This is a genomic window from Lelliottia amnigena, assembly GCF_019047465.1.
GTDB lineage: Bacteria > Pseudomonadota > Gammaproteobacteria > Enterobacterales > Enterobacteriaceae > Enterobacter > Enterobacter amnigenus.
Window position 1 is genome coordinate 183,922 of sequence record NZ_CP077236.1, and the last position, 12,029, is coordinate 195,950.

Consider the following 12,029-nt stretch of genomic DNA (forward strand, 5'->3'; position numbering starts at 1 on the left):
AAGAAGATCAACTTATGACTAAACCTTCAGTTCTCATTACAGGCGCATCCACGGGTATTGGTGCTGTTTACGCAGAACGGTTCGCCCGCCGGGGACACGATCTTGTTCTGGTCGCCCGCGACAAAGCAAAGTTAGACCTACTGGCTGAACATCTGCGACAGGAAAGGGGTATCGCTGTTGATGTTCTGCCTGCTGATCTCACGCAAGCGGCAGACTTAGCGACTGTCGAAGCGCGTCTGCGCGACGATTCGCGGATTGGTATTCTTATCAATAACGCAGGTGTCGCGCAGTCCGGCGGTTTTGCAGAGCAGACGCCTGATTCGATAGAACGCCTAATCGCACTTAACGTCACCGCCCTCACAAGGCTTGCCAGTGCCGTGACGCCGCGATGGGTAAAAGCCGGTGAAGGTTCGATCGTCAACATCAGTTCCATCGTCGGGCTCGCCCCGGAATTTGCCATGACGGTTTACGGCGCAACGAAAGCCTTTGTGCTTTTCCTGTCTCAGGGAATGGATGTAGAGCTGTCATCTAAAGGCATTTATATCCAGGCGGTGCTCCCTGCCGGTACTTACACAGAAATTTGGGACCGCGCGGGTATCGACATCAGTAACTCACCAAAATTCATGGAAGTGGGTGAGTTAGTGGATGCCGCACTGATTGGCTTTGATCGCCGTGAACGGGTCACCATCCCGCCTTTACACAATGCGGCACGCTGGGACACGCTCGATGCTTCGCGTCAGGCTCTGCTTTCAGACGTCAAACAAGATGAAGCCGCAGAGCGATATAAAGCCCTGTAGCTAAAGAGATGCCTTCTGCAGAACGATCTTTGGTTGTTCTGCAGAACATCAATCCCTTACAGCGCGTCATCTCATCTCCAATGAGAAACCCCAAACAATTTATGTAGGTTTTAGCATGACAAAAAAACGTGTAGCGCTGGTTACGGGCGCGTCCTCCGGTATTGGCAGAGCGTCTGCCATTCAACTTTTAGCCGCGGGTTATACGGTATACGGCACAAGTCGGCGTGGTGCGCTGGCGGGAACGCATCCGTTTCCGTTATTGACGCTCGATGTGACGGACGACGATTCTGTCCAGGCGGCCATTGATGAGCTGCTGCGCCTGGAGGGACGGATCGATATTCTGGTGAATAATGCGGGTTTCGGCGTCGCTCCGGCGGCGGCTGAAGAAAGTTCTGTCGAGCAGGCCAGAGACATTTTTGACACCAATTTTCTGGGCATCGTCAGGTTAACGCGAGCAGTTATCCCTCAGATGCGCCGTCAGGGCAGCGGGCGCATCATTAACATCGGTTCGATACTCGGGATTGTGCCGATGCCGTATGTGGCACTTTATACTGCCAGTAAGCATGCGGTCGAAGGATACACAGGCGCTCTGGACCATGAACTGCGCACGCAAGGCATTAGGGTATCTGTTATCGAACCTGCCTTTATAAGAACGCAGTTTGAAGCTCATAATATAGAACCGGATGCAAAGCTTGAAGAATATGACCTTCTCCGGGCTAAGCTCACGAAAGTGCTCAGTAAGGCGATGGCCGAAGCGGAAAGTCCGGAAGTGGTGGCAGAAGTCGTGGTTAAAGCTGCCGAGGCTTTACGACCAAAAGTACGTTACACGGCGGGAACGCTGGCCGGTAAATTGAATTTTCTTCGCAGATTCGCGCCAGCAAAAATCCTCGATAACGTCGTGCGAAATAGCCTTCAGCTTGATGCGAAAGAATAAAAATGAAATTTTCCCGACTGGCCATTCTGGCATCTGTGCTGTTTTTCATACTGGCTACGGTATGGATGTTTTTCCCGGCACAGTTCCTCACGCTGTGGGGAATTCAAACCACATCCGGTACTGATGTACTTAGCCGACGTTCTGCCGCTTTCTTTGCAGGAACAGGAGTAATGTGTGTTTTAGCGAGGAATGCTGAGCCTTCTCCTGCCCGATATGCGCTGGCCGCCGGTATTAGCACGATATCTTTCGTGTTAGCCCTGTCGGGATTCGTCGAATGGCGCGAAGGACATGTTAACAGGCAAATTCTTTTTGCCGTGTTTATCGAGCTGTTACTGGGAGCCGCTTTTTTATTCAGCAATATGGGCATCCGCAAAACCGACAGGATTAACAACAGATGAGAACCAGAACGATGAAAGCCTTTACGTTTAAACGCTATGGTAAATCCCCTGAGCTGGGATTTGATGACAGAGATTATCCTTCGATTGGTGCTGACGAAATTCTGGTTAAGGTTCACGCTGTTGGTCTGAATCCCATTGACAACATGATCCCCACTGGCATGTTCAAACCGGTTTTGCATTTTACGCTCCCCGCAACACTGGGCAGCGACCTGGCCGGGGTGGTCATTGAAACAGGAAGCCGGGTCACGCGGTTCAAGCCAGGCGACGAAGTCTTCGCCAGTATTTTCGACACGGGAAGAGGATCGCTTGCCGAATTTGCCGTTGTGCCTGAAAGGCTCGCGGCCATTAAACCTGCCAATCTGGATTTTGTGCAGGCAGCGTCACTGCCCATGGTGAGCCTTACCTCCTGGCAGGCGTTCACAGAGCGCACGCGTCTGCAGCCCGGTCAGAAGGTTTTCATCCCGGCAGGTTCCGGCGGCATTGGCAGCTTTGCCATCCAGCTGGCGAAGCACCTTGGCGCCAAAGTGGGAACGACAACGAGTTCAGCCAATATCGAGTGGGTGAGTCGTCTTGGCGCAGATGAAGTGGTTGATTATAAAAAACAGGAATTTGAAAACGTGCTGAGTGGCTACGATTGTGTTCTGGGCACGGTCAGAGGGGATACGATTGAAAAGTCGACTCAAATTCTTAATCCTGGCGGAAAGATCATTTCTCTCATTGGGCCGTTAGATGCGGCTTTTGCACGGGATCGACATTTAAATATCGTCCTGCGTTTTGTATTTAGCCTGATGAGCCGTAAAATTATGCGTCTCTCCAAGAAGCGAAACCTAAGCTATTCATTTCTCTTCGTTCGGCCTGATGGCGCGCAACTCACTCAAATCAGTAAGCTCATCGAAGCGGAACAGATCGTCCCGGTGATCGACAAGGTGTTCCCGTTTACAGCAACAAAGGATGCGCTTGACTATCTTGCTGGAGGTCATGCGAAGGGCAAAGTTGTCGTTAAGATACACGAGTGACGACAGCGGCGGTTTGCTTCTGCCTGTGACAGGAGGCAATCGCCAACATCATTTGCCCCGGGGAAGCGGTGCGCCATTCCCGCTTCCCACGCACAGAAGTCCCCCTGACTCGCCTGGCTCTCTACGCGCTGTGCCAGAAACAGCCGTACCCGTTTGAAGATGGATTATTTATCCCATGCGGCACGCAAGCGAAAGCACAGCGCGTGCTGTGCTTAGGGGAGAATGCTTGCCTGAATGATTAGCGAAGCTGGGCGACTAAGGCTTTGGCCGCGTCTTCAGAGCTGGCGGGATTCTGTCCGGTGACAAGCTTACCGTCTTCAACAACAAACGGTGCCCAGTTCGGGCCTTTCTGGTAGTGCGCACCCATCGCGATAAACTCGTCTTCAATCAGAAAAGGCACAACATCTGTCAGTTCAACATCGGCCTCTTCACCGTTGGTAAAACCGGTCACCTGACGACCTTTAACCAGCGGCTCGCCAGAGGCGGCTTTCACGTGGCGCAACACGCCCGGGGCGTGGCAGACGAAACCCGTCGGTTTGCCGGCACGGATAAAGGCTTCAATCAGGGCGATAGAGGTCTTCGACTCCGCCAAATCCCACAGCGGGCCGTGGCCGCCAGGATAGAAGACGGTATCAAAATCTGCCTCGCGCACGCTGTCGAGCTTCAGGGTGTTAGCGAGTTCGCGCTGCGCGTCCGGGTCGGCTTTGAAGCGATCCGTCATCTCGGTCTGAAAATCGGCTAAATCGCTTTTCGGATCCAGCGGCGGCTGGCCGCCCGCCGGAGACGCCAGCACCACTTCGGCACCCGCGTCTTTAAAGACGTAGTACGGGGCAGCAAACTCCTCCAGCCAGAAACCGGTTTTTTTACCGGTATTACCCAGTTCACTGTGCGAGGTCAGAACCATTAATACTTTCATTGCTCTCTCCTGATGATTTTGTTGGACAAGTGTGTCGGGTTAAGCGTGATAAAAATGCGATAATGTCGGCGATTTTTTCCTGATAGCGCGCGCAAGCGCAGGCTAGACGCGCCGTCTTCGTTCTGTACCACCACCGGTTTCCGATGTCGGAAAACAGGGATCCCGCGGTATTCCCCCATACCGGATGCGCCGACGCTACCAAATGGCAGGCTGTCGATGGCCGCGTGAGTCATCACACCGTTAATCATCGCTGCACCCGATGTGATGTTTGCTATAAAGGTAGCCTGGCTAACCTTATCGTTCCCGAAATAGTCTTCCGCCAGGGATGTAAATGCATTAAACCATGGAGAACTGAGTTATGGATATCACTGTCAGCCCTGCACAACCTACACATTTTCCTGCACTGCGCGCCATTGAGTTAGCGGCTTTTGAAACGCTGCGTGACGCAGGCGCGGTGACGGGTGAGCCTGTCGCAAACAGTCTCCAGGAATTGAGTGATTTCAGCCGCGACGGTCTGCTGTTTGCGGCCTTTACACCTGATTTGACCCCCGTTGGATTTGTCGCAGGAAAAATCGTCAATTTATGGCTGCACATTGCTGAAATTGATGTGCATCCCCACTGGCAGCGCCGCGGAATCGGGAGATTGTTGATGCAGACAGTGCTCTCCAGCGGGCAACAACGCGGTTTGGCTGGCGCGACACTGACAACGGATAATATGGCCGCCTTCAATGCCAAATTTTACGCCACGCTGGGTTTTGAGCCTGTGGAGGACCACGCGTGTCCGCCGCATCTGAGAATCGAGAAAGCTGAGGACGTAAAACATGAGCTTAATCCAGCGCGACGCGTAGCAATGCGTTTGAATTTTTAACGACCCAGGTTTCTCTTTACTACGGATAGAGACGACACGGACGCGGTGGCCGTCAGGAACACGTGCGATAAACGCTTTGTCAAAGAACGTCTCTTTGGGTCACAGCACTTCAACCACCTCAAACTCTTCGGCAATCAGCTCCATATCCTCAGAAAAATAGCCTTCCCGAGTAAAAAATCGCTGATGTTCTTTCCGCCAGTACGCCAGGCTTAAATCGCCCTCACCTTCCTTTCGGGCATACTCAGCAGTCACATCGCAAAAACGCACCAGTTGCATCGAAACCAGTCTGATAACGCATACCGGTTCATCCTCACCGTTAAGGATGATGTTGTAACTCCCCATCCTGGGTGCGAATTCTTCTCGCTGGTAAGAGGCCAAAGAGCCGCATGAGGCTGTTTTTAGGCCTCTTATAATAAGATCGGCAAGCGCGTTAGCCAGCTCTGGACTATCACCCATTTGCCAGGCATTGGCGCCTGGATACTTCATTTTTACGTCGTCGACGGTACGCATCACATTCCTTTATTCGTCAGGTGCTAAAAAGAAATCTTATAGATATTGGGCTAGTTTTTACAGTTTCTCACGCGTGAGAGGGGGTATATTTCCCGTTTATCGCATGCCAGAGGAGTCCGTTGCAATTCTCATTAAAGTACTATCAAATGATAAGTTCATGAGAACGAGATAATTGAGGGAGAAATAATGGAAAATCTCAACGTGTTATACTCATCCGTTATCAAAAGTTCTTATGGCCTGTCGATGGGAGCAATGTGGCAACACGTTCGCATCGATTGCACCGCCTATTCCGACGATCGCTTATTCAGAAAAAAGATCTTCTTTGATATTTTGACTCAATTATTAGAAAAGAAAGTCATTAAGCTTGCAAAGAACGGTATATTTTTGACAGGTACGCTCTCAGAGCAGCTTGCGCTATTACACCATTCCTGGCCATCTTATTCATCGGAAGACGAGGATGATGACCTTGATGAGTTTGGGCTGTGGTTTTTAGTAAAAGCACCGGCCGGGATTGTTTGGTTGACGTCTGATGGGCAAGAAATATGGACGTAACGAAATGCCTTAAGTCAGAATTTTTCTCGACGTTCAAATACAGTATTCCATTATAAATGCTTCATTATAAATATGTCGTCGCAGATATAATATTATCAATTGAATAAATTATAGATATTACATCCGGAAGAAAATCCCAGAGTGTTAATACCGTTTCTCTGGGATACATTCCGCGACAGCCTTACATTTTTGGACAGCCCGTGACGTGCGGATAATTACGGCACACTAAATTGAGCTTATTTTTCGGTTCGAAACCTTTATCCAACACACATTGCTGAACATACGCGGCTTTACGTAGCGTCGGTACGTAAGACACCGAGCCGAGAGGTTGCGGATAACCGCATTGATACATCACCGCCAGTGCTTGTTTGTCGTTTTCAATTTCATGAGAATAATGCAGCGAAGCCCCTGCTTTGCGCCAGGAAACCAGGGAAGACTGACTTACGCCAAATTCGGGCTTGATGGGATGGAAACCACGGTCTGCGACAAAAGGCAGTGCGTCTAGCTGCCTCTGGCTCAAGGGATATCCTTGATCTCGGCTGATACAGGCTGGCGTATCACGATAAACACGAATGCTGCAAATTTTGAATCCGTCTTTACGGGTAAAGCCCTGATTCTCCATACACTGATAATACAGGACAGATTCATTATCCGTTTTGGGAATGTCCGGGCCAGGAATTTGCTCGCCGCATTGACGCATCGCGTCGCGCACGCCGTCGATATCCGTATCCGGGCGCTGCCACTGTGTGAGATCCGGTGGCGGTGGACACCCTGTCAGCAGGAATACCGACGTCATCAGCAGAGATAAAGTCATCGCAGTCGATTTTCGGAACATTAAAATCCCTTATTTATTATTGACTCAGGCAGTACGCATAGTGCCCGTCTTACGCCTGTGCGACAACCTCATTCATGCGGTGATCCAAATTGAGAAACTGAACGTTTTACTTCCGTCAATGATCGAGCGCGCAGCGCTGCCGGCGTTATCCCCCGGCGCTGCGCATGCGTTGAGATCACGCGTTGCGAATGGCTTCCAGCCCGACACGTTGCCCGAAAGAGAGCTCCAGCGTATTGCCGTCTGGATCAGCAAAAAAGACAAAATAGCCAACCGGCTCGCCATAGTCCTGAGGCGCTTTTCGTAAGCACCCTTCTTCACGCGCCATCAGGGTTTTACGATCAATTTCTTCGCGGGTCGCGCAGGCTACGCCAAGGTGACCAAACTGACCCAAAGGGGTATCGGTGACGTTGTCCGCCTGGACAAGGACCAGCGCAAACGGGCGCGTATGATCGCTTAACCACGCCACTTTACGCGCATCCGGAACGCCGGGCTCACGCGAATGGACAACCTCCATACCGGCATAGCGCTGATAGAAAGCAACGCTCTTATCTAAATCTCTGACGACAAACGCAACGTGCGTGAAACCAACATCAATATCTTTCATATGCAGAATATGTCCCAGGTTGAGTTCAGAACGTGCATCTTAAAAGCTCAAGTTAACTTTAGGTCAAGGCCGTATCGTGATTTGCTTAACCGTGTAACCTGTCTCCCTGAGATCGTGTAGACAGCTGCTGTCGTCTGAATTAATTGTGGCGATGGCGTTACCTGCCCCATAAATTCTGAGCGGTGAAAGCAGCCATATTATCCTTTATTCTGATGGCCCTCGGGATGGTGAAGGAAATACCGTGAGCAAAAGCGGCAGTCGATATTTACAAAAACAAAAAGCGCAGAAGAAAAATCGCTGGAGGCAAAACCCGTTAATCCTGTTTATCCGGAGCCTGGATTTTTTGGGCAAGCTGGCATTGGGTGCTCTGCTTCTTGGCATCGCGATCTTCAATATTTATCACTACGCCGGTTTCACGCCGTTGCTTTTCATCGCCGCCCTCTCAATTGTTTTCTTTCCGTTTGCAAAAAGAGGAACCGACGACGTTATCCGGCCTCGCGTTTCCGAAAGAGTATTTGAAATGATTGACGACAGAGGGTTTAGGGGGCTGGGCCCCCTCTATCTGTTCACGGTGCTTGCGCTCGCCATTCCCCTGGGATTGATCTATATGGCTTATCACTACTGGCAGTACCGCAAAGCCGGACGAGAATAAATGCGGCGGGGCAAAGGGTTTACCTCCCTCCCCCGCAGCGCTACAATGCCCGCCCTTAAAGTACGGGATCTCCCCACCGCTGCACCTGGTGCAGGCGGATCTGACCTGTCATCAGAACGAGAACAAACATGTTTAAACCAGAACTCCTTTCCCCGGCGGGAACGCTGCAGAATATGCGTTACGCTTTCGCCTATGGCGCGGATGCCGTGTATGCGGGTCAGCCGCGCTACTCGCTGCGCGTGCGTAATAACGAATTCAACCACGAAAATTTACAGCTCGGCATCAATGAAGCGCATGCCCTGGGCAAAAAATTCTACGTTGTGGTGAACATTGCGCCGCATAACGCCAAGCTGAAAACGTTTATTCGCGATCTCAAGCCAGTTGTGGAAATGGGTCCTGACGCGCTGATTATGTCGGATCCGGGTTTAATCATGCTGGTGCGCGAGAACTTCCCGGAAATGGATATTCACTTATCCGTGCAGGCGAACGCCGTGAACTGGGCGACGGTGAAATTCTGGAAACAAATGGGTCTGACCCGCGTGATCCTCTCGCGTGAGTTGTCGCTGGAAGAGATCGAAGAAATCCGTACTCAGGTGCCAGAAATGGAGCTCGAAATCTTCGTTCACGGCGCGCTGTGCATGGCCTATTCTGGCCGTTGCCTGCTGTCGGGCTACATCAATAAACGTGACCCGAATCAGGGCACCTGCACCAACGCCTGCCGCTGGGAATACAATGTCCAGGAAGGGAAAGAAGACGACATCGGCAACATCGTGCATCAGCACGAACCAATCCCGGTGAAAAACGTTGAGCCGACCCTGGGCGTGGGCGCACCGACCGACAGCGTGTTTATGATTGAAGAGGCCAAACGTCCGGGCGAGTACATGACGGCGTTCGAAGACGAGCACGGCACTTACATCATGAACTCCAAAGATCTGCGTGCGATTGCGCACGTTGAGCGTTTGACCCAGATGGGCGTGCATTCGTTAAAAATCGAAGGCCGTACCAAATCCTATTACTACTGCGCACGTACCGCCCAAGTGTATCGCAAAGCCATTGACGACGCCGCAGCGGGCAAACCGTTTGACACCAGCCTGCTGGAGACGCTGGAAGGCCTGGCCCATCGCGGCTATACCGAAGGTTTCCTGCGTCGCCATACACATGACGATTACCAAAACTACGAGCACGGCTATTCCGTGTCCGAGCGTCAGCAGTTTGTCGGTGATTTCACCGGCGCACGTAAAGGCCATTTAGCAGCCGTCGCGGTGAAAAACAAATTCACCCTGGGCGATAGTCTTGAGCTGATGACCCCGCAGGGCAATCTCAACTTTACGCTGGAACACCTGGAAAACGGCAAAGGCGAAACCATCACCGTGGCACCTGGTGACGGACACACCGTGTGGTTACCCGTACCGGAAGAAGTGGAGCTGGAATATGCACTGCTGATGCGTAATTTCGCCGGTGAAAGCACCCGTAATCCGCACAATAAATAGTTTATTAGGGTTATTTTTCACATCAGGAAGATTCTTAGAATCGGATCACATACGGCTTCGTTTGTTACGGGTATTATCCCTTCCGCTGAAAAACATAACCCATAAATGCTAGCTGTACCAGGAACCACCTCCTTAGCCTGCGTAATCTCCCTTACGCAGGCTTATTTTTTTTGATTAAGCCAATGAAATAAAAGGATTTATTTCTGGTAGCGTCCACGCATTGACCACATCGATAGCTAAAGCCCTGCATATGCGGGGCTTTTGTTTTAACTGAGGCTGATAGATAAATCATATTTAGTCAGTAACGAGCATGCTTTTGACCGTCTGCTATGAGCGAGGAACGGACGTGATACAAACCTTCTAGCTAAGAGGATTTAAACTGGTAGGGGTTGGCTCTCACTTCACGTCGACATCAACAGGCGCAGGCCCTCGAAAAGCTCTACGCCATTCGCTTGGACTGACGCTGAATCTCGCTTTGAAGCTCTGACGAAATGAGACTGGCGACTGAAAACCCACCATTTCGGATACACGTTCAATACTAATGTTTGTCGTTTCCAGTAACTCCTGACTTCTCTGAAGGCGTTCCGCGTTCAGCCAATCGCCAAGCGTCGTTCCGGTTGCCCTGAAAAAATGACGCGTTAACGTTCGTCGACTCATGCTGACAAACCCGGCAAGTGAGTCGAGATCATGAGGCTTGTCCAGGTTACGGCGCAGATACTCTATCAGTTCATTCATTTTGCTATCCCGGGTCGATACCGGGACCGGGCGTTCAATAAACTGGGCCTGGCCACCTTCCCGGTAAGGTGGAACAACCATTCTTCTTGCCACCCGGTTAGCTATAGCAGAACCGTAATGGTCACGGATAATATTCAGGCAGCAATCAATACCGGCGGCGGTGCCCGCTGAGGTAATCAGACGTTCATCACTGGTATACAGCGAGTTGCTGTCCAGATGGACAGCAGGAAATCGTTCAATAAAGTCCTGTTCGTATTCCCAGTGTGTGGCAGCACGGTGCCCATCCAGTAAGCCGGAATAGGCAAGTACGTAAGCACCGAGACAAAGTCCCACCACTTCTGCACCACGCTGCCATGCTTTTATTAACCCATCCAGCAGGGCCTGAGATGGTTTTTCTTCCGGATGATTCCAGTAAGGCACGATAATAATGTCTGCGGTGTCCAGCAGCTCAAGTCCATGCTCCACGTTGATGGACAGGCCCATATCAGACATAACAACGCCAGGGTTTTCAGCGCAGATTTCGACGCAGAATAAATCCGGTTGCGGCATAGACTGCCCGAAAATAATACAAGGGACTGAAAAGTGAAATGGGCTAAATCCGGCCGTGGCAATCACGGCGACCGTCAGTGCAGACATAACGTTAACCTTACCGTAAATGATAGCCACCGGCTTACCGGCGGCTAAAACGCTTATTTTAACTGACCAAACAATAACAGGTGACCAGTAGTAATGGCATTCCTCATCAGGTCAGGTGGGATGGCCTGTCAGAAAGCCATTGTCTCGCCGTCTGCGGGAATCAGAACCTTATCTTCAATACCATGTTCAAGCGTGAACTCGCGAAGTTCCGCACGGGTAAGAAGGCAATGATTAATCGATTCCATATGAGACGCCACGACGGTGGCATTGGGCAACATTTTCAGTGTGCGCAGTGTGTCCTCTTTGCCCATGATAATCGGACCGTAAAGGTCATTTACCGCATAACCGGTGTTCAGCACCACAATCTCCGGTTTGAAACGTTGCAGGTTTTTTGCGTAAGGCTTAACCCAGACAGTATCACCCGCGATATACAACGTTTTTTCATCATGGTGAGTGAAGACCAGCCCACATGCATCACCGAGTAGCTCACCCCACTGGGCATCAGCGTACAATTCGTTGCTGCCATGCTGGCCGTCGGTTTTGTAAATAGTCATGCCGTCTACGAAATGATTTTCCTCTTTCAGAACGCGAATGTTGAGAAAGCCCTGAGAGCGGAGAAGTGCCGCATCTTTTTCATCCTGCGTGTAGATAAGCATGTCTTTGGGAATAGCCTGCTGGGCAGCCTCATCCCAGTGATCGGTATGGGTGTGAGTCAGGATAACGGCATCAACCGTCAGTAAATCCTTAACGGCCACAGGCAAGGCCACCATTGGATTACGCAGATGTGGGCGTGCACTTCCAGCAAAGCCGTCCCAGGCTTCTTTTTCGGCCAGCATAGGATCGATAAGGAATTTTTTACCGGCATATTCCAGTACCAGCGTGGCGTTGCGGATTTGCGTTAATTTCATTTATTGCTCCAGTCATTAATCAGATTTATTCACCCACCGTATTGGCTGTTGTGCTGCCGGGGGGATGCGAGTTGGCTTACTATAAAATGAGGAAGGGAGAGGTCGTGACATGCTCTCTGGTCATTAACCGATGAAATCAGGTCAATCGTAATGCGCAGGGTTTAGTGGTATTCCGTTA

Annotated in this window: 15 protein-coding genes; 8 read left to right on the top strand and 7 right to left on the bottom strand. The window is 51.0% G+C overall.

Annotated features, from left to right (window positions below):
* Positions 1-14: 14 nt before the first annotated feature.
* The 4 genes from I6L74_RS00845 to I6L74_RS00860 all read left to right on the top strand — a co-directional run bounded on the left by I6L74_RS00845 (position 15) and on the right by I6L74_RS00860 (position 3,145).
* Entirely contained in the window at positions 15-797 is a 783-nt protein-coding gene (locus I6L74_RS00845; protein ID WP_059179518.1) for an SDR family NAD(P)-dependent oxidoreductase, read from the top strand.
* Positions 798-912: 115 nt separating this feature from the next.
* The gene (locus I6L74_RS00850) at positions 913-1,731 is read left to right on the top strand and encodes an oxidoreductase (protein ID WP_059179517.1); all 819 of its coding nucleotides are present in this window, start codon (positions 913-915) and stop codon (positions 1,729-1,731) included.
* Positions 1,732-1,733: 2 nt separating this feature from the next.
* Complete coding sequence (locus tag I6L74_RS00855; protein WP_059179516.1) at positions 1,734-2,129, top strand: hypothetical protein; 396 nt, start codon at positions 1,734-1,736, stop codon at positions 2,127-2,129.
* Positions 2,126-3,145 (top strand): NADP-dependent oxidoreductase, encoded by a 1,020-nt coding sequence (locus tag I6L74_RS00860; RefSeq protein WP_072241893.1) that lies wholly within the window; start codon positions 2,126-2,128, stop codon positions 3,143-3,145. Before I6L74_RS00855 ends, I6L74_RS00860 begins: the two co-directional genes overlap by 4 nt.
* A gap of 238 nt (positions 3,146-3,383) precedes the next feature.
* Here the strand turns inward: I6L74_RS00860 and I6L74_RS00865 are convergent, their stop codons facing one another.
* The gene (locus I6L74_RS00865; protein ID WP_059179514.1) at positions 3,384-4,061 is read right to left on the bottom strand and encodes a type 1 glutamine amidotransferase domain-containing protein; all 678 of its coding nucleotides are present in this window, start codon (positions 4,059-4,061) and stop codon (positions 3,384-3,386) included.
* A complete protein-coding gene (locus I6L74_RS00870) occupies positions 4,058-4,309 on the bottom strand; it encodes a hypothetical protein (RefSeq protein WP_059179513.1) in 252 nt (83 codons plus the stop codon). The genes I6L74_RS00865 and I6L74_RS00870 overlap by 4 nt, the downstream gene beginning before the upstream one ends.
* Positions 4,310-4,419: 110 nt before the next feature.
* Between I6L74_RS00870 and I6L74_RS00875 the strand changes: the two genes are divergently transcribed.
* The gene (locus I6L74_RS00875; RefSeq protein ID WP_059179512.1) at positions 4,420-4,929 is read left to right on the top strand and encodes a GNAT family N-acetyltransferase; all 510 of its coding nucleotides are present in this window, start codon (positions 4,420-4,422) and stop codon (positions 4,927-4,929) included.
* A 99-nt stretch (positions 4,930-5,028) separates the two neighbouring features.
* Here the strand turns inward: I6L74_RS00875 and I6L74_RS00880 are convergent, their stop codons facing one another.
* On the bottom strand, positions 5,029-5,439 hold the full coding sequence (locus tag I6L74_RS00880; RefSeq protein ID WP_059179511.1) for an ASCH domain-containing protein: 411 nt from the start codon (positions 5,437-5,439) through the stop codon (positions 5,029-5,031).
* A gap of 186 nt (positions 5,440-5,625) precedes the next feature.
* Between I6L74_RS00880 and I6L74_RS00885 the strand changes: the two genes are divergently transcribed.
* A complete protein-coding gene (locus tag I6L74_RS00885) occupies positions 5,626-5,991 on the top strand; it encodes a DUF596 domain-containing protein (protein WP_217445674.1) in 366 nt (121 codons plus the stop codon).
* A gap of 181 nt (positions 5,992-6,172) precedes the next feature.
* On the opposite strand, the gene I6L74_RS00890 is transcribed toward I6L74_RS00885, so the two are convergent.
* Positions 6,173-6,826, bottom strand: coding sequence for a hypothetical protein (locus I6L74_RS00890; protein ID WP_059179509.1), 654 nt, complete (start codon positions 6,824-6,826; stop codon positions 6,173-6,175).
* Between the two features lie 175 nt (positions 6,827-7,001).
* Positions 7,002-7,430, bottom strand: coding sequence for a VOC family protein (locus I6L74_RS00895; RefSeq protein WP_059179508.1), 429 nt, complete (start codon positions 7,428-7,430; stop codon positions 7,002-7,004).
* A 241-nt stretch (positions 7,431-7,671) separates the two neighbouring features.
* On the opposite strand from I6L74_RS00895, the gene I6L74_RS00900 reads away from it, so the two are divergent.
* Complete coding sequence (locus tag I6L74_RS00900) at positions 7,672-8,082, top strand: hypothetical protein (RefSeq protein WP_059179507.1); 411 nt, start codon at positions 7,672-7,674, stop codon at positions 8,080-8,082.
* Between the two features lie 128 nt (positions 8,083-8,210).
* A complete protein-coding gene (trhP, locus tag I6L74_RS00905; protein ID WP_059179506.1) occupies positions 8,211-9,572 on the top strand; it encodes a prephenate-dependent tRNA uridine(34) hydroxylase TrhP in 1,362 nt (453 codons plus the stop codon).
* A gap of 396 nt (positions 9,573-9,968) precedes the next feature.
* On the opposite strand, the gene I6L74_RS00910 is transcribed toward trhP, so the two are convergent.
* Positions 9,969-10,943, bottom strand: coding sequence for a GlxA family transcriptional regulator (locus I6L74_RS00910; RefSeq protein ID WP_034496757.1), 975 nt, complete (start codon positions 10,941-10,943; stop codon positions 9,969-9,971).
* A gap of 128 nt (positions 10,944-11,071) precedes the next feature.
* Positions 11,072-11,851 (bottom strand): MBL fold metallo-hydrolase, encoded by a 780-nt coding sequence (locus I6L74_RS00915; protein ID WP_016246480.1) that lies wholly within the window; start codon positions 11,849-11,851, stop codon positions 11,072-11,074.
* Between the last annotated feature and the right edge of the window lie 178 nt (positions 11,852-12,029).

Coding starts and splice junctions, on each gene's coding strand:
- I6L74_RS00880 (WP_059179511.1), bottom strand. CDS start 5,439: ATGCGTACCGTCGACGACGTAAAAATGAAGTATCCAGGCGCCAATGCC.
- I6L74_RS00845 (WP_059179518.1), top strand. CDS start 15: ATGACTAAACCTTCAGTTCTCATTACAGGCGCATCCACGGGTATTGGT.
- I6L74_RS00910 (WP_034496757.1), bottom strand. CDS start 10,943: ATGTCTGCACTGACGGTCGCCGTGATTGCCACGGCCGGATTTAGCCCA.
- I6L74_RS00885 (WP_217445674.1), top strand. CDS start 5,626: ATGGAAAATCTCAACGTGTTATACTCATCCGTTATCAAAAGTTCTTAT.
- I6L74_RS00855 (WP_059179516.1), top strand. CDS start 1,734: ATGAAATTTTCCCGACTGGCCATTCTGGCATCTGTGCTGTTTTTCATA.
- I6L74_RS00895 (WP_059179508.1), bottom strand. CDS start 7,430: ATGAAAGATATTGATGTTGGTTTCACGCACGTTGCGTTTGTCGTCAGA.
- I6L74_RS00915 (WP_016246480.1), bottom strand. CDS start 11,851: ATGAAATTAACGCAAATCCGCAACGCCACGCTGGTACTGGAATATGCC.
- I6L74_RS00875 (WP_059179512.1), top strand. CDS start 4,420: ATGGATATCACTGTCAGCCCTGCACAACCTACACATTTTCCTGCACTG.
- I6L74_RS00870 (WP_059179513.1), bottom strand. CDS start 4,309: ATGATTAACGGTGTGATGACTCACGCGGCCATCGACAGCCTGCCATTT.
- I6L74_RS00860 (WP_072241893.1), top strand. CDS start 2,126: ATGAGAACCAGAACGATGAAAGCCTTTACGTTTAAACGCTATGGTAAA.
- I6L74_RS00890 (WP_059179509.1), bottom strand. CDS start 6,826: ATGTTCCGAAAATCGACTGCGATGACTTTATCTCTGCTGATGACGTCG.
- I6L74_RS00865 (WP_059179514.1), bottom strand. CDS start 4,061: ATGAAAGTATTAATGGTTCTGACCTCGCACAGTGAACTGGGTAATACC.
- I6L74_RS00850 (WP_059179517.1), top strand. CDS start 913: ATGACAAAAAAACGTGTAGCGCTGGTTACGGGCGCGTCCTCCGGTATT.
- trhP (WP_059179506.1), top strand. CDS start 8,211: ATGTTTAAACCAGAACTCCTTTCCCCGGCGGGAACGCTGCAGAATATG.